Raw genomic sequence first — 16,191 nt, 5'->3', positions numbered from 1 at the left:
GAACCCACCCAGGGGGCGGCACGCCCCGGACTCCGAGAGGGATTACCCGTCCGTCCTCCTTCCCACACCGTGCCCCGAAGGGAGACCGGTGGGGGAAGAGAATGAATCGATACCGATTCCAAGCGCCCCGGATTCCGAGAGGGATTACCCGTCCGTCCCTCTCCCGCCACCGTGCCCCGAAGGGAGAGCCGGGGGTGGAAGGGAATAAATCGATACCGATGCCGATAGCGATTACAGAAATCCGGTACCGATAGACGAACCGGGATTCCCCACCGTTGTCTCCCACGATTCCCTTGTCTCTCCCCTCTCACGCGCCGCATACTGGTACCGGCCCGCGAAGCAGGAACGACCCCGCGCGTAACGAACAAGGAGAATCCCATGGCCCTCTTGATTTCCCGCGCCGACGTCGCCTCGGTGCTCACCATGAAAGAGTGCATCTCGATGGTGGAGGACGCGTTCGCCCAGCTCGCCCGGGGCGAAACGGTCATGCCCCAGCGCGTCGCCTTCCGCGTCGAGAAGCACCACGGCCTCTTCCTCGGCATGCCCGCCTACATCGGCGGCGGGATGGACGCCCTCGGCCTCAAGGTGGTCACCGTCTATCCGGACAACCCCAAAAAACACAAGAAGCCGACCATCTTCGGCACGCTGATCCTTCTCGACCCCGAGACCGGCGAGTGCCGCGCGATCATGGACGCCGGCTATCTGACGGCGGTGCGAACCGGCGCCGCGAGCGGCGTGGCGACCAAGTACATGGCGCGGAAGAACGCCAAGACCTGCGCCCTCTTCGGCGCGGGCGTGCAGGCGCGCAAGCAGATCGAGGCGGTCCATCTGGTGCGCCCCCTGGACACGGTTTGGGTGATCGATCCCGACGACGACGCGCGGGATCGCTTCGCGAAAGAGATGGGGGACGAGATGGAGATCACCGTCGTCCCCACAAGCGACGTGGAGGCGGCCGTGCGGGCCGCGGACATCGTGGTCACCGCGTCGTCGTCGCCGACCCCCGTCTTCGACGGCGACTGGCTGAAGCCGGGGACACACATCAACAACATCGGCTCCCACTCGCCGGGAGCGCGCGAGCTGGACACGGCCACGGTGAAGCGATCGTACTATGTGGCGGACCTGAAAGAGGCGAGCCTCGCCGAAGCGGGGGACATCCTGATCCCCATTCAAGAGGGGGCGGTTACCGAAGATCACATCGTCGCCGGCCTCGGCGAAGTGGTGATCGGCGAGAAGCCGGGCCGCAAAAGCGAAGAGCAGATCACCCTCTTCAAGTCGTGCGGGCTCGCGATCCAGGACATCTCCTCGGCGATGGCTGTCTACAAGGCGGCGGTGGAGAAGGGTGTGGGGACGGAGATCCAATTGTCTTGAAGCAGGAAGGTCCGACGGCCGAAAAGGGAGAGGCCGCCGCCCCGAAAGCGGCGGCTTTTTTCGAGGCGAAAGCGGGGCCTTACTTCTTCTTCCCCCGCGGGGGCCGGACCGTGCGCCGCATGATCGGACGCGTGGGGGAGCGGCGGGCGACCTCGCGGAAGCCGGCGGCGCGGTAGGCCGCGGCGGGGCCGTGATAGGCGAAGGCGTCCGGCATCCTCCCCTCCTTCGGCTCGATCGCGTACCCCTCGACGATCCGCCCCCCCTTTTCGCGTGCGTAGTCGACCGCTCCCTTCAGGAGAGCCACGGCGATCCCTCTCCCGCGGTGCTCCTTGGCGACGAAGAGGCAGACCACCGACCAGACAGGTCGTGCGTCGACCGGCGCGAGGATCTTCGACCTCGACAGACGGGGAAACTCCTCGCGGGGCGCCACGGAAACCCACCCGACCGGCTCGCCGTCCCGATAGGCGAGAAGGCCGGGGACGCGTCCGGCGTCCACGATCCTCTTCATCGCCCGGCGGTTCCCCTCCCCCTTCTTCTCCTCGAACTCCTTCGCCGAGAGCCGCCACCACATACACCAACACCCGCCGCACGCGCCCCGCGCGCCGAAGAGGCGGGTGAAATCGGACCAGCGCTCTTTATTCAAGGGATGAATGGAATGAGCCGCGCCCGTCGGCAAAGGAGATCTCCTCTCCGTCCCCCGGCTTACACGTCCAGGCGCTGCACTTCGATCCCCGCCCCCTCGAGGATGTCGAGGGCGTCGCGCTTGCGGTAGTCGTGGGCGTAGTAGACCTTTCGGACACCACCCAGGTTGATGAGGCGCTTGGCGCACATGACGCAGGGAAGATGCGTGACGAGGACGATCTTGGCGGTCCCCCGCGGCTCCGTGCAGTTGATCACCGCGTTCTCTTCGCTGTGAAGGCAGCCGCAGTTCCCCGGCTCGTCCCGGTCGCAGCTGTTGGGGAGGCCGGAGGCGTTTCCGTTGTAGCCGACCGCCAGGATCCGGCGGTAGTCGGCGCTGGCGATCACCGTCCCCACCTGGAGCCGCCGGCAGGTGCTCCGGCGGGCGAGCTGGAAAGCCATCTGCATGTAGATCTCGGGGAAGCCGGGGCGGTGCTCCGCCGCGGCCTTCTCCTTCGCCCCGGCGGAGCGCTCCCGGTCGTCCTTCTCCATCGCTTCTCCCATGAAGATTATTCGCCTTCCACCGGCGCGGATTCCGCCGCCGCCGGCGTGTCCGCCGGGATCGGCTCGATCAGTTCGTCCGTCTGCCGGAAGATCGCCGCGACGCGCGACGACGGCACGAGAAAGAGAACGCCGTCGCCGTTCCTCTCGACGAAGACGCCCCCCCCCCCTTCCTTCTCCGCCCCCACGGCGAGGGTTTTCTCCGATCCGTCGGTGAACGTCAGCGTGACCAGGGCGCGCGGATCTTCCAGCCCGGCTGCCGCCCGCTCCTCCTCGGCACCGAAGTCGCTCGCCGTCAGCCTCGTGAAGCCGCGGGCGAGCCCCTCCACCAAAGGTCCCTGCGGCCGGTACCCATCGGGCTCCAGCACCGCCCACCCCTCGTCGCCGCGGTTTTCGAAGAGGAGCGATTCCTCGCCGCGTTCGATCCGCAGGCGGGCGAGGTTCTCCCTGTCGAAGTCGAAGATCTGCTTGTCCCGCCAGGTTCGGTTCCCTCGATCGAAAAGGGCGCGAATCGACTGCGGGTGCAGGTAGACCTCCTCGTCGCCGGCGGCGCGGACGTAATTACTGGAGAAATCGGGGCCGCTCTTGCCGAGAAAGAAACGGGCCGCCGCCGCCCCCCCGGACTCGAGGACCACCTCCACCCCCTTCGCGGAGTCCACCTCGAAGATCTCGTGCTTCGACGGGCGCCGGGATGTGAGCGACGCGGCGGAAAGCTCCGCCGCCGCTTCGAGCAGGCGCGACACCGCTTCGGGATCGGCGGGGAAGTCCTCTTCCGTCGAAACGAGCCACTCGCCCCCTTCGCCCCGCGTCATCTCCGCGCGGTTCTCGCCGGCGCGGATCGCGATCCGGTCCACCGAAGCCGTGTCCAGGCCGGGGAAGAGATACACCTCCCCCACCTCCGGCGCGGGACCGCGGCCGGCGTTGCGGCCGAGAAGGATGACGATCAACACGAGAACGATCAGAACGGCCGCCAGCGCGATCGGGTTCTTGTTTCTCATTCGGACGCCTCCATCGCGGCGAGCGCCTCCGCCCGCAGGTTGCGGCGTCGGATCCAGCGAGCGAGCCCGAACAGGACCACCAGGATCGGCACGCCGAACGTGGTGAGGAACCGCGCGATCGTCTTCCCCCGCTCGCTCATCTCGCGAAGCGGGCGGTCCGAGACCCCCCGGGAGCGAATGGCGATCAGCTCGTCGCCGAAGCTGAGCCAATCGACGGCGTTCTGCAGAAGAACCAGGTTCGCTCGGAATTGGTTGGTCATGTCGTCGAGGATCATGTTCCCCGAGCCGAAGACCACCACCCGCGTCGTGTCGCTCGACTCGATGATCGATCGATCCTGCGGCGGCGGCGCGATCGTCGGATCGCTCCCATCCTCCCGATCGGCCGGGAGCGGCGGAATCTCTTTACCAGCGAAGAAACCGGGGAAGACGCCCGTCGCCGCCACGGCGAGAGGGAGCCTCGCCCCCGGCTCCCGCGGAGCGTCGGCGAAACGCTGCTGCGGGTTCAGGTCGTACTCGCCGGCCCGGGTCCAGGCGTAAGAGCTCGACCAGAGAAGCGTATCCAGCGCGATCCCCTCCGGCGGAGTCTCCGCGGCCGCTACCGTCCCCGCCCAGGGGAGCACGATGCCGCCGAGCTGGTTCACGATCGGGTTCGCCGGGTTCACGTTCTCACCGCGCACGTTCAGCCAAAAGGGGTAGGGGAGGGTGAATGTGAGATAGCCCTGGTTGAAGGCGGCGTGCTGGTTGTCCCGCGGGTCGAGCACCACGTTCTCCCCCAGCCGCACCCCCCAGCGGGCGAGCATCTCCTCCATCCCGGAGAGACGCGGCGTCGCGCGGATCGAACCGGCGGTGAGACGGATCGGATCGTAGAAGAGAAGAAGGGAACCGCCGGCCATCACGAATTGGTCGATCTCGAAGAGCGTTCGGTCGGAGAGCGCGTCCGGCTGCACGACCAGAAGAGCGCCCGCCTCCGCGGGAACCGGCTCCCCGCCTGCGGGATCGTAGGGGAGCACGCGGTAACGCTCGGCGAGCGCTTGGCGCGCGTTGGCGAGCCCCTCCTCCAGAGTCGGCTCCACGCCGTCCCCTTGGAGAACCGCCACGGTCTCCTCCTCGTCGCGGAACACCTTCAGAATCGCCGCGGTCAGGTCGTACTCCAGGTTCTCGACGCTCTCCACCACCGGGATCGTCTCGCTCCGGTCCTCGTACAACACCGCCACGCCGAGGTAGGCGTTCACCGCCTGCATCTGGTCCTTCTCGATGATCTGCAGCTGCACCTGCGGAATGCCGAGGAAGCGCACGCGGCTCTCCGTCTCCGGGTTCTCCGCCGGATCCTCCCACTCCACGAGCAGGTTGCCGCCGCTGTAGGTCCCGTACTCGGCGAGCATGTCCCGCACCTCCTGGTTCAGCGTCATCAGGTAGGTGGGTAGTTCGCGGCTGAAATACACCTTCACGGTCACCACGTCGTCCAGATCCTTCAGGATCTTCTTGGTCGACGAAGAGAGCGTGTAGCGCCTGTCCTCGGTCAGGTCGATCCGGAAGAACCGGCGTTGGGAGATCAGGTTCACCGCGACCAACGCGGCCAGCACGATCGCGACGAGCAACAGCGAATTGGTTCCCCGCGTGCTTCGTTTGGCGGTCATGATCCGATCACTTCCATTTCCGGGATTCCAGCGCCCGGACGTTGAGATAAAGGAAAAAGGCGATCACCGAGACATAATAGACCACGTCTCGGGAATCGATCACGCCCCGGCCCACCGACTCGTAGTGGGCGCCCATCCCGATGAACTTGAGGATCGACACCAGGGAGCGGGGCGCGTTGTACAGCACGAACTCCTCGCCGACCACGAAGAGGAGGAAGATCAGCGTCACGCCGATGATGAAGGCGATGATCTGGTTCTCGGTAAGGCCGCTCACGAAGAGCCCGACGGCCAGGAAGGAGGCGCCGAGCAGCAACGCCCCCACGTAGCCCCCCCAGATCGGCCCCGGATCGGGCGAGCCGAGGACCGCGGTCAGCGCCGGGACCGAAAAGGAGAGGAGGAGCGTCAGGGCGAGAAAGAGAAGGCTCGCCAGGTATTTACCGAGCACCACCTCGTGGTCCCGAACCGGCAGCGTCATCAAAAGCTCGATGGTCCCGAGCTTCTTCTCCTCCGCCCAGAGCCGCATGGTGACGGCGGGGATGAAGAAGAGAAGCAGCCAGGGGAGGATGCCGAACCACCCCCGCATGTTCGCCTGGTTCACCAGGAAGAAGCCCCGCAGGAAGAGCCAGGAGGAGAGAACCAGGAAGAAGGTGATGTAGATGTACGCCACCGGAGAGTCGAAGTAACTGCGGAATTCTTTACGTATTATGGTACCCACGTTGCTCACGACCGTTCTCCCTTGGTCAGCCGGCGGAAGACGTCCTCGAGGGTGACCGACTCGGGACGCAGCTCCGCCAGGCTCCAGCCGTTCTCCACGGCGAGCCGGAAGACGCGCTCGCCGACGTCCCGCGCCCCGCGCCCGCTGAGCACGAACCGGTGCAGTCCGTCGCCCGCCGTTCCGGCGTAGCGCGACTCGGCGAGGAAGTCCGCCGCGGCGAGGCGGGACTCCACCTCCTCCCGACCGGCGGCGCGCACCGTCACGTGCATCCGCCCCCCCTCCTGAGTCCGCGTGGAGAGTTCCTCCGGCGTGCCGCTGGCGACGAGGATCCCCTCGTTGATGATGAGTACGCGGTCACAGGTGGCGGAGACCTCCGGCAGGATGTGGGTGGAGAGGATCACCGTCTTTTCCCGGCCCAGCTCGCGGATCAGCTCCCGGATCTCCATGATCTGGTTCGGGTCGAGCCCGCTCGTCGGCTCGTCGAGGATCAGGATGTCCGGGTCGTGGATCATCGCCTGGGCGAGGCCGACCCTTTGGCGGTACCCTTTGGAGAGATGGTGGATCACGCGGCCCACCACCTTCTCGAGGCCGCACACCTTCACCATCCTGTCGATCCGGCCGCCGGTCTCCGTCCGCGGGATCCCGCGGACGTCGGCGACGAAGCGGAGGAAGTCGACCACCTCCATGTCGCCGTAGAGGGGGGCGCTTTCCGGCAGATAGCCGACGCGCCGCCGCACCTCGAGGGAGTCCTCGAGAAGATCGTGTCCGGCCACCCGGGCGGAGCCTTCGGTCGGTGGAATGTACCCGGTCAAGATCCGCATGGTCGTGGTCTTGCCCGCGCCATTCGGCCCGAGGAAGCCGAGAACCTCCCCGCGGGCCACGTCGAAAGAGACGTCCCGCACCGCCACCGTGGCGCCGAAACGCTTGGAAAGATTCCTGACCTGGATCATCGCCTTCCCGTTTCGTTGTGCCGGTTGACTGTTCGCGCGCGGAAGCCCTTGGTTCCGCGTCTCATGTGGACCCTGAACGCAGAAAGTACATTGTATGCGCCGTCTCCACCGCGTCCAAGTTTTTTTTCGAAGCCCGTGAGGGGCTCCGGAAAAGAATTACACCGGAGGAGCGGCCCGGGTTCCCGCCGCTTGTGGCCTTTCTCCCCTCTCCTTATAATGCGGTTCGATTCGAAGGAGCGCGGCGGCCGCGGAGAGAGGGCGCGTGAACGGAGAGAAGCGATACGACGCGGTGGTGATCGGCGCGGGGCCGGCGGGCTCGACGGCGGCGCTCCGCGTCGCCGAGGCGGGCCTCGGCGTGCTGCTCGTCGAAAAAAGGGAGCGGGTCGGCAGCCCGGTGCGATGCGCGGAGGCGACCGGCCACCGGGGAGAGTTGGAGCGGTTCTTCCCGGTGCGGGAGGAGTGGATCACCGGGCCGATCGACGGCGGGCGGTTCATCAGCCCCGGCGGGACGGCCATCGAGAAGAGGGCGCCCGGAATCGGCGTGATGCTCGACCGGGAGCGCTTCGACGCCGGCGCCGCGTGCGCGGCGGCCGAGGCGGGGGCGCAGCTGCGGACCGGGTGCGCGGCGACCGGGCTCCTTCGCGGCTCCGGAGGCGCCGTGGAAGGGGTGCGTCTCCGCGAGGAGGGCCGGGAGTGGACGGCCCGCTGCCGGGTCGTCGTCGCCGCCGACGGGATCGAAGCGCTGGCGGGACGCTGGGCGGGACTCGCCCCGCGGTGGACCGCCGCCGAGCTGTTCAGCTGCGCCGAGGCGCGCATTCGGACCGCGCGGCGGCGGCCCGACGGAATGCTCGAGTTCCGCTTCGGGAATGAGATCGCCCCGGGCGGCTACGCATGGGCTTTCCCGCGAGCGGACGGGATTTGGAACGTCGGCCTCGGCGTGGAGACCGCGCGCGCGGGAGGCATCCACGCCTCGGCATGGCTGGAGCGCTATCTGGAGCGTTTCGAGCCGGGGGCGGAGATCGTCGGGCGGGTCGCCGGCGCCGCCTGCCGGGCCCGCTCTCTCCGGCGGATCAGCGGAAACGGGACCCTTCTCGCCGGGGACGCGGCGCGCCAGGGGAACCCCCTCACGGGCGGGGGGATCATGAACGCCCTGGAGGCGGGGGATTTGGCCGGGCGGACCGCCGCGCGCGCGCTCGAGGGGAAGGACGGCGATCCGGAGGCGGTCTTGGCGGAGTACGACCGCGCCTGGGCGCGCACGGCCGGCCGTTTGAACGACCGGTACCTCCGCCTCGCCGACGTCTTTTATCGATACGACGACGCCATGCTGGAAAAAGTCTGGATGGGGATGGCGCGGATCTTCCGGGACCGCGAACGCGGGACCGGACGGCTTCGATTGGCCGCCGACCTTCTCCGTCTTCCCGGCTCCTTCCTATCGGCCTGCCTGCCGATCCTCCGTGTGAGCCGAAACATGAGGAGGCTCTTTTGACCGGTACCGGCGCCGAGGCGGCGAACGCATATCTCCGAATCGACGGGGGGCTCTGCCTCTCCTGCGCGGCCTGCGTCGCGGTCTGCCCGACCGAAGCCCTTCTTCTGGAAAGGCTCGTTCTGCGTTATGATCCCGCGGCGTGCGTCCGTTGCGGCGAGTGCGCCGCCGTCTGTCCCGTCGCGGCCATCCGCATCGCCGCGCCGGACCGGGAGTCGCCATGAGCCGGAGTAAAACCCTCGCCGATTGGGGCGGCTACGCCACGAGCCAGTACGTGGCGCGCTTCGCCACCATGATCCGGGGCTTCGTGATCGCCCGGCTCCTCGGACCGGAGGAGTACGGCAACTGGGTCGCCCTCCTCGTGATCTATCAGATGGGCGCCTACGTGCACCTCGGCATCCTGAACGGGATGGACCGCGAGATCCCCTTCTGGCTCGGCCGGGAGAACCGGGAGCGCGCCTGGGGATTCCGGGACGCGGGATTCACCGCCGTGACCGGGCTGTCGGCTTTGCTCGTTCTCGCGCTGATCGCCGTCGATCTCGTCGGCTGGAAAGGGTACACCTCCGTCACCCGTCTCGCCCTCCCTCTGGCGGGCGTCGCCGTGCTCCTCCAAAACCAGGTCTTCCTCCACTACAACATCTTCCGCTCCACCCAGAGGATCGGACCGGTTTCGCAAGGGTGGGCGCTGCAGGGAATCCTCGATCTCGCGCTCTCCGTGCCGGCGGCGATCTTCTACGGCGTCCACGGCCTCTTCGTGGCGCTGGTGATCACCAACCTCTCCGTGGTCGCCTTTCTCCGAATCCGTTCGGATTGGTCCTTCCGCCTTCGAGCCTCCCTCGGGGACTGGAAAAGGCTTCTCGTGCGGGGGGGGCCGGTGCTCGCCTACCTCTTCATGGAGGTGCTCCTCCGCCAGGTGGACAAGTTCGTCATCATCGCCTTCCTGAGCCGGGAGCAACTCGGCTTCTACGGCATCGCCTTCACCGTAGCGAGCATGCTCCGCTACATCACCAGCTCGGCCAGCTTCACCCTCTTTCCCAATTTTCTCGCCAAGTTCGGCGAGACCGGCGAGATCTCCTCCCTGGCGAGAACGCTTAAGGAACCAACCTTCGCCTTCTCGATCTTCATCCCCGTCTTCCTCGGACTGGTGATGCTTTGGATCCACATCCCGGTGGTCTTCCTCCTCCCCAAGTTTCTCCCCGGCCTCTCGGCGATGCGGATTCTCGTTTGCGGCGCCGTATTTTTCTCCCTCGCCTCTCTCTCCTCCTACTTCCTGATCACGGTGAACCGCACCCGCGTGCTCCTGCTCGGCGGCGCCGCGATCGTGATCCTCGAGGCGGCGCTGAACACTCTCTTCATCCGCCTCGGTTACGGCATCCACGGCGTCGCCCTCGGCTCGGCGACATGCCAGTTCCTCTACGGGACGATCCTCCTCGCCTACGCCTTCCATCTGCTGCCGGAGGGGGAGAGGAGCGTCCTCTGGATGGTGGGGAAGACCTACCTCCCCACGATCTACACCGCCGCCGCCATCGTCCTCCTCTTCCTCCTCCTGCCGATCCGGGAGGAGACGCTCCGCGGCCACCTCTTCTGGGGGACGGTTCGGGGGGCGATCCTCCTCGCCGTCACCTCCCCCTTCTGGATTCTCCTTCAGAGAAGAACCGGTGTCTTCACGCTCGCATGGGACCTCGTAACTAGAAAACCAAAAGACAGTTAGCTGCATTTCGCTCCGTGGTGCCGAGCCCTTTTCTTGGCGTTCGTCCGGGATTCGGGTTACCTCTCGGGGAGACCGCGAAGGGGGAAACACCCGTTCGGGACCAAGGAGCCGTTCCCGTTCCGCGAGGTGGAGAGAAAGACCCCGCCGATTCGTGGTAGAATAGAGAAAGATCGCGCCTCTCCACACCCGGTCACCCGAGGAAACAATGCGACGCCTCATCCCGATTCTGCTTATCGCCGCCGCCGCGCCCCTCTTCGCCGCCACCCCCTCCCCTGAGGATTGGCGAAACCAGACGATCTACCAGATCGTGACGGACCGCTTCTTCGACGGCGATCCGTCCAACAACGCCGTGGAGGGAAACTACGATCCCGCGGACGGCTACAAGATCCACGGCGGCGATTGGTCCGGGATCGAGCAGAAGCTCGACTACATCCGCGGCATGGGGGTGACGGCGCTCTGGATCTCGCCGGTGCAGCAGAACGCCTGGGCGGAATACCACGGGTACTCCATCAAGGACTTCCGCACCATGGCCCCCCATTTCGGGGGGATGGCCGATCTTCGCTCGCTCATCGACGCGCTTCACGCACGGGGCATGTACGCCATACTCGACGTGATCGCCAACCACGGCGGAGACCTGGTCGACTCCAACGATCCTTCCTACCCCGATTTTCATTACCCGGGCGACTACACGCTCCGCTGGCGCTCGCCGACGAACCGCCCGGCGCCCCCCTTCGACAATCTCTCCTGGTACCACAACAACGGCCAGACGCAGGACTGGGTGGACCCCGACCAGATCCTCGGCGAGCTTTGGGGGCTGGACGACTACAAGACCGAGGAACCGGCGGTGCGGGACGCGCTGATCGACGCGCACACCTGGTTGATCGACACGACCGACGCGGACGGCTTCCGCATCGACACGGTGAAACACGTGGAGTTCGATTTCTGGCAGGAGTGGGGGCCGGCGATCCGCGCCTACGCCGATTCGATCGGTAAGGAGGACTTCTTCCAGTTCGGCGAGATCTTCGACGGTTCCTCCTGGAATAACGGGCGCTACACCGGAACCCAGGCGGGCGGTCCCTTCGCCCTCGAGTCCACCCTCTGGTACCCGATGTACTTCGGCGCGCGGTGGGTGTTCCGGGACGGCGGCGCGACGGAGGTCCTCTCGGGCGTCTACGCCGACTCCGTTTACTACGACCCGACGGCCCGCAACCGGCTGGTGACCTTCATCGCCAACCACGACAACGCCCGCTTCATGGGATACGGCTCCAACGCGGACCACGACGAGGCGAAGGCGAAGCTCGCCCAGGCGTGGATGCACACATCCCTCGGCGTCCCCTGCGTCTATTACGGCGCCGAGCAGGAATACGACGGCGGCGGCGACCCCTACTGCCGCGAGGACATGTGGGACGGCGCATGGGACTTCGGCCCCTCCGAGGGGGACCACTTCGATCAGACCACCCCCCTCTACCGGTGGATCCGCCGGCTGAACGGGCTGAGGCGGGATTTCCCCGCCCTCCGCCTGGGCGCGCAATCGGAGAAGGCGAGCGCCTCCGACGCGGGGCTCTACGCCTACGAGAGGATCTTGCCGGGTGAAACGACCGTTCTCGTCGCTTTCAACACGAAGGAAAAGGCGGACACCCTCGTCATCGACCCGAGCCTCCCCGGCGGCGTGGTTTACGATCTCCTCTCGGACAGGAGCTTCACGATCCCCGCGGGCGGGACGACGGATATCGTCGTCGGCGGCTTGTCGGCGATCGCCCTCGCGGCGGAGGCGCCCGATCCGGCGCCGTGGATCGAGACGGTCTGGCCCCCCCACGACGGCGTCCTCCCGGCTCCGGGTGCGCCGATCCGGATCCTCTTCGACCGCGAGATGGACCGGTCCTCGGTGGAAGCGAATTTGGCCCTCACCCCCTCCTTCGCCTGCAGTGCCGCCTGGTTCGGCCGCACTCTCTTCCTTTACCCGGAAAGCGATCTCTCCGTTGGGCAGACGTACGCCGTCTCGGTCGGGGCGGGAGCGCGGGCGACGAACGGCGACAGCCTGGGCGCGGCGTTCTCCTTCTTCTTCGCCGTCTCCTCGGCGGGCGGGGGCGCGATCACCGTGCCCGCGGAGTACGCCGTCCTGACGCAAGGCGACGGCGACCTCGACAGACCGATCTCGCTGGAGCGCGTTGCCGACGGAAACCCGCGGGCGGGGAGGCTCCTCCTCGGCGACACCGGTTGGGACCGTGTCTACCTCTGGCACGACCGCGGCTTCGTCGAAACCGTCCTCGCCGACTCCCTCCTCGGACGGCCCGACGCCCTCGCCTCGGACGGACCGGCGGGCGCCTTCGGCGGCGATCTTCTCGTGGCGGACCCCGCGGCTCTTCTCCGTTTCCGCATGGAGGGCGCGGCGGCGGGGCGGCTGGAGAGGCTCGCCTCTTGGCCGGAGTCGGGCGGATACTGGACGGTCGCCGTGGACCGAGGCGGCGCATTCGGCGGCCGCGTCGCCATGGGACACCCGAACGGCGGTTCCGTTTGGACGGCGGACTCGAACGGCGCGGTGTCGCTTCTCGCCTCCGGCCTCGGCTCGGTGACCGGACTCGCCTTCGGCGAAGGGGGCGACTTCGGGCGAGACCTCTACGCCGTGGACGGAGCCGGGACGATTTACCGGATCGACTCCACCGGCGCGAAAACGATCCTCGCGAACGATCCCTCCCTTCTCGGCGGCGCGACCTCGCCCGCCCTCGACCACCTGGGCGGTTTCGGTCGTTTTCTTTATGTGGTCAACGTCGACGACCAGACGATCGTGCGCGTCGAACCGGGCGGAGGGACCTCCCTCTTCGCCTCCGGTTTCTCCGGTTTCGAAGGAGGGGACGCGCTCGCCTTCGACGGCTGGGGGGATCTGGTCGCGGTGGAGTCCGGCGCCTCCGGCGAGAAGCGGATCACCCGGATCGTCTCCCTGCTCGCCGAAACGGAGTTGCCCGGCGACCCGGATCCGCCGGCGCGCTACGGCTTCCTTCTCGGACCGAACCGTCCGAATCCGTTTAACCCTTCGACGAGGATTCCCTTCTCCCTCGCCGAGGCGGGCCGCGCGGAGCTGACCGTGCACGATCTGCGCGGGCGGCTGACGGCGGTTCTCTTCGACGGCGATCTCGACGCGGGCCCCCACGAGGCGATCTGGGACGGCACGAACCGAAGCGGCGACGACGCCCCATCGGGCCTCTACTTCGTTCGACTCCGTTCCGGCGTTCGCTCCGACGCCCGGCGCGTCCTGCTGTTGCGCTGACGCCCCGAGGGGAGTGCGCGAATCCTTCCCCGCCCATCCTTGCCGCCCGGATCGAATCCCGATAGAATCGACGGGCCGGCCGGCGCGCCGCGCGGCGGAGGCGGGAGGGATTCTCCGTGACCGAGAGAAACGCACGCGCCCGAACGATGTGGAACGCCGCGCTGGTGACTCTGGCGGCGATCCTCACCTACGCGAACACCCTGGGGAACGGGTTCGTCTGGACGGACCACAGGGAGATCGAGGACGGATACGCGATCCTCCAATCCGGCGGGGAGGCGATCCACGCCTTCTCCCGGCCGCTTTGGGCGTTCACCGGAACGCCGATGCCGGACGGGGGAGGATACTACCGTCCCTTCACGGCGATCTCTTACACCATCGATCACGCCCTCTTCGGCGGGAACCCGGCCGGGTACCACGCCGTCAACGTTTTGCTGCACGGCGCGGTCACGCTTCTCCTCTTCCTTCTGCTCCAGCGCCTTTTTCCGGTCCGACGCGTTCCTCTGCTGGCGTCCCTCCTCTTCGCCGTCCATCCGATCCACACCGAGGCGGTGGCGTGGATCGGCGGCCGACCGGGCCTGCTGGCCGCCGCGGGGATGCTTCTCTCCCTCAACCTCTATCTCCGCTCCTCCCGCAAACCGATCTGGCTCGCCGGGAGCCTCGCCGCGTTTCTCTTCGCCCTCGGGTCGAAGGAGAGCGCCGCCACGCTCCCCCTCCTCGTGCTGCTCGTCCGCCGGCAGGACCGGCGCGAGGGAGAACCCTTCCTCACACCGTGGAAGGAGCCCCTCTTCTTCGTCCTTCTCGCCCTGTACCTGCTCGTCCGGCGGATCGCGCTCGGGTCGCTCGGCGCGGGGGTCGCCGGGACGATCGAACCGATCTACCTCCTTCCCACCGTGCTCCGCGTGCTCGGCGGATACCTGCGCCTCCTTCTCCTCCCCTTCCCTCTGCACACCAACGACGCGGTGCGCCTCTCCGATTTCCCCCTCGACCCGCGCGCCTTCCTGGCGCTGCTCGCCCTTTCCGGCGCGCTGTTCGGCTTCATCCGGCTCGGCCGGGGACGGCGGGAGACCGGTTTCGGCCTCCTCTGGATGGCGATCACCATCCTCCCCTTCTTGAATCTGATTCCGCTCCTCCACTTCCGCGCCGAGCGGATGCTCTATCTCCCCTCTGTGGGCTTCCTCGTCGCCGTCGCGGTCCTGCTCGATCTGCACGGCGGGCGAATCCTGGGACGGCGGGAGCGCTTCGGCATGACGCCCGGAGAGTTGACGACCGTCCTTCTCGCGTTACTCCTCGCCGCGGGCGCTCTCGCCCGGAACCGCACCTGGCGGGACGACCGGACCCTCTTCACCGATACGCTCGCCAAGAACGAATACGCGCCGGAAGCGATGTACGAGTTCGGCCGCGAGGCTTACGTCCACGGGGCTTACGAGGAAGCTCTGCGTCTGACCCGGGCCTCCCTTGCGCTTCGACCGGGATGGGCCGCTTACCTGCCGATCCCGTGGGCGTGGAACAACGTGGGTTACGCCGAATACAAGCTCGGCCGCTACGAAGACGCGGACCGGGCCTTCCGTGAATCGCTCCGGCTCTTCCGTGGGATGGACAAGGCCGCCTTCGGCCTGGCTCTTACCCGGTCCGCTTTGGGCCGGCATGAAGAGGCGGTCGAGCTGTACGGCGCCCTCGTCAGGCGCGATCCGGAACAGAACGACGCCCGTTATAATCTGGCCTTGGAATACGAATCGCTCGATTCTCTGGACAGGGCGGAAGAGACCTACCGGGAGACGATCCGGCGCGATCCCCAACGAAAAGCGGCCCACATGAACCTCGGCTCTCTTCTCGCCCGGCGCGGCGCGTTCGCGGAGGCGCTCCGTTTCTATCGGAACGCCCTCGAAATCGCGCCGATGGACCCGGTGATCCACTACAACGTGGGGCTGCTCTTCGCGAGCGCGGGAAACAGGGAGGGGGCGGAGAAGGCGCTGCGCAACGCGTTAGAGCTCGATCCGGGATACGAAGACGCGGAGACCCTTCTCGATGAGATTCTCGCCGCGGGCGCCGATTCGGCCGGCGCCGGGGAACCTTGATCCCCATTCGTCCTCTTTTGCGCTGATCGCGACGGAACAGCGAAAATCGAAGAGTTCCTCCCCGGCCGTTAGAGGGTGCGCGAAATAGAAGCCCCTACCCCTAGCCAGCTTCGGTTCCTGCGGCTATATTGATTTTGATCGAACGAGAACGAATAGGAAGGACGGCGTGCCGAGCCGCGGCCAAGTCGCCGAAAGAGGGCTGAATCATGCCCCACCTACGGCAAGCCGTTCTTCTTTTTTTTATGCCGCCTCCTCTTGTCGCTCTACTTTTTTCCGGGTATATTGAGCATGCTTCCGGGACGGGAGGTCACCAGGAGGCGACGACCGACTTCGAGGTTCATCCGCGCCACGGTAGCTGATATCCGGCACGGAACCGCAGGACTCGAAGCCGACCGATTCGCCGGCCGACTCCCGTCCCCTCTTTGTTTTGGGATCGGGGGGTCGGTTCTACTGCGGAGCCGGCTTGCGGGCTGCGAGAACCGTTCTCCTTCGCCCGTTTCCTCATCGTGGCTAAGGCCACAATTCCGGGAACGGGCTCGTCCGAACGGTCCTCTCGCCTCGCAAACCGGCTCCTCGTCACGAACCGACCCCCCGACCCCAAAACCCTCCCGGGAAAAAGGGAAAAGCAAAAACAACAAAAAAGCGAAACCGTGCGCACGAGTGGTCCGACCACGGAAACTCGCGGAGGAGGCGACTCGTCCGGAACACCCTCTCGCCTCATGGGACACGCTCTCGTCACGAACCGACCCCCCGACCCCAAAACCCTCCCGGGAAAAAGGGAAAAGCAAAAACAACAAAAAAGCGAAACCG

Annotated in this window: 12 protein-coding genes; 6 read left to right on the top strand and 6 right to left on the bottom strand. The window is 66.8% G+C overall.

Features of this window, described 5'->3' with window-relative positions; translation table 11 throughout:
• Positions 1 to 378 precede the first annotated feature (378 nt).
• Positions 379 to 1,368, top strand: coding sequence for an ornithine cyclodeaminase family protein (locus tag JW958_04205; GenBank protein MBN1825447.1), 990 nt, complete (start codon positions 379 to 381; stop codon positions 1,366 to 1,368).
• Between the two features lie 79 nt (positions 1,369 to 1,447).
• Here JW958_04205 and JW958_04200 read toward each other — a convergent pair whose 3' ends face one another.
• From JW958_04200 to JW958_04175, 6 genes are all read right to left on the bottom strand, one after another.
• Positions 1,448 to 1,939, bottom strand: a complete 492-nt coding sequence (locus JW958_04200) for a GNAT family N-acetyltransferase (protein MBN1825446.1) — start codon at positions 1,937 to 1,939, stop codon at positions 1,448 to 1,450.
• A 131-nt stretch (positions 1,940 to 2,070) separates the two neighbouring features.
• On the bottom strand, positions 2,071 to 2,550 hold the full coding sequence (locus tag JW958_04195; protein MBN1825445.1) for a cytidine deaminase: 480 nt from the start codon (positions 2,548 to 2,550) through the stop codon (positions 2,071 to 2,073).
• A gap of 5 nt (positions 2,551 to 2,555) precedes the next feature.
• Positions 2,556 to 3,545 (bottom strand): DUF4340 domain-containing protein, encoded by a 990-nt coding sequence (locus JW958_04190; protein ID MBN1825444.1) that lies wholly within the window; start codon positions 3,543 to 3,545, stop codon positions 2,556 to 2,558.
• Positions 3,542 to 5,182, bottom strand: a complete 1,641-nt coding sequence (locus JW958_04185) for a GldG family protein (GenBank protein ID MBN1825443.1) — start codon at positions 5,180 to 5,182, stop codon at positions 3,542 to 3,544. The genes JW958_04190 and JW958_04185 overlap by 4 nt, the downstream gene beginning before the upstream one ends.
• A 7-nt stretch (positions 5,183 to 5,189) precedes the next feature.
• Entirely contained in the window at positions 5,190 to 5,906 is a 717-nt protein-coding gene (locus JW958_04180; GenBank protein ID MBN1825442.1) for an ABC transporter permease, read from the bottom strand.
• Positions 5,903 to 6,847: an ATP-binding cassette domain-containing protein gene (locus JW958_04175; protein ID MBN1825441.1), complete on the bottom strand. Its 945-nt coding sequence runs from the start codon at positions 6,845 to 6,847 to the stop codon at positions 5,903 to 5,905. The genes JW958_04180 and JW958_04175 overlap by 4 nt, the downstream gene beginning before the upstream one ends.
• A gap of 262 nt (positions 6,848 to 7,109) precedes the next feature.
• Here JW958_04175 and JW958_04170 point away from each other — a divergent pair, with 262 nt between their 5' ends.
• The 5 genes from JW958_04170 to JW958_04150 all read left to right on the top strand — a co-directional run bounded on the left by JW958_04170 (position 7,110) and on the right by JW958_04150 (position 15,381).
• A complete protein-coding gene (locus tag JW958_04170) occupies positions 7,110 to 8,333 on the top strand; it encodes an NAD(P)/FAD-dependent oxidoreductase (GenBank protein MBN1825440.1) in 1,224 nt (407 codons plus the stop codon).
• A complete protein-coding gene (locus JW958_04165; protein ID MBN1825439.1) occupies positions 8,330 to 8,554 on the top strand; it encodes a 4Fe-4S binding protein in 225 nt (74 codons plus the stop codon). Before JW958_04170 ends, JW958_04165 begins: the two co-directional genes overlap by 4 nt.
• Entirely contained in the window at positions 8,551 to 10,041 is a 1,491-nt protein-coding gene (locus tag JW958_04160; protein MBN1825438.1) for an oligosaccharide flippase family protein, read from the top strand. Before JW958_04165 ends, JW958_04160 begins: the two co-directional genes overlap by 4 nt.
• A 205-nt stretch (positions 10,042 to 10,246) precedes the next feature.
• The gene (locus JW958_04155; protein MBN1825437.1) at positions 10,247 to 13,306 is read left to right on the top strand and encodes an Ig-like domain-containing protein; all 3,060 of its coding nucleotides are present in this window, start codon (positions 10,247 to 10,249) and stop codon (positions 13,304 to 13,306) included.
• 116 nt (positions 13,307 to 13,422) lie between these two features.
• The gene (locus tag JW958_04150; GenBank protein MBN1825436.1) at positions 13,423 to 15,381 is read left to right on the top strand and encodes a tetratricopeptide repeat protein; all 1,959 of its coding nucleotides are present in this window, start codon (positions 13,423 to 13,425) and stop codon (positions 15,379 to 15,381) included.
• Positions 15,382 to 16,191: the final 810 nt, after the last annotated feature.

The organism is Candidatus Eisenbacteria bacterium (assembly GCA_016930695.1).
GTDB lineage: Bacteria > Orphanbacterota > Orphanbacteria > Orphanbacterales > Orphanbacteraceae > JAFGGD01.
Note: the sequence above shows the minus strand (reverse complement) of the source record. Positions and strands in the feature narration are given on the sequence as shown.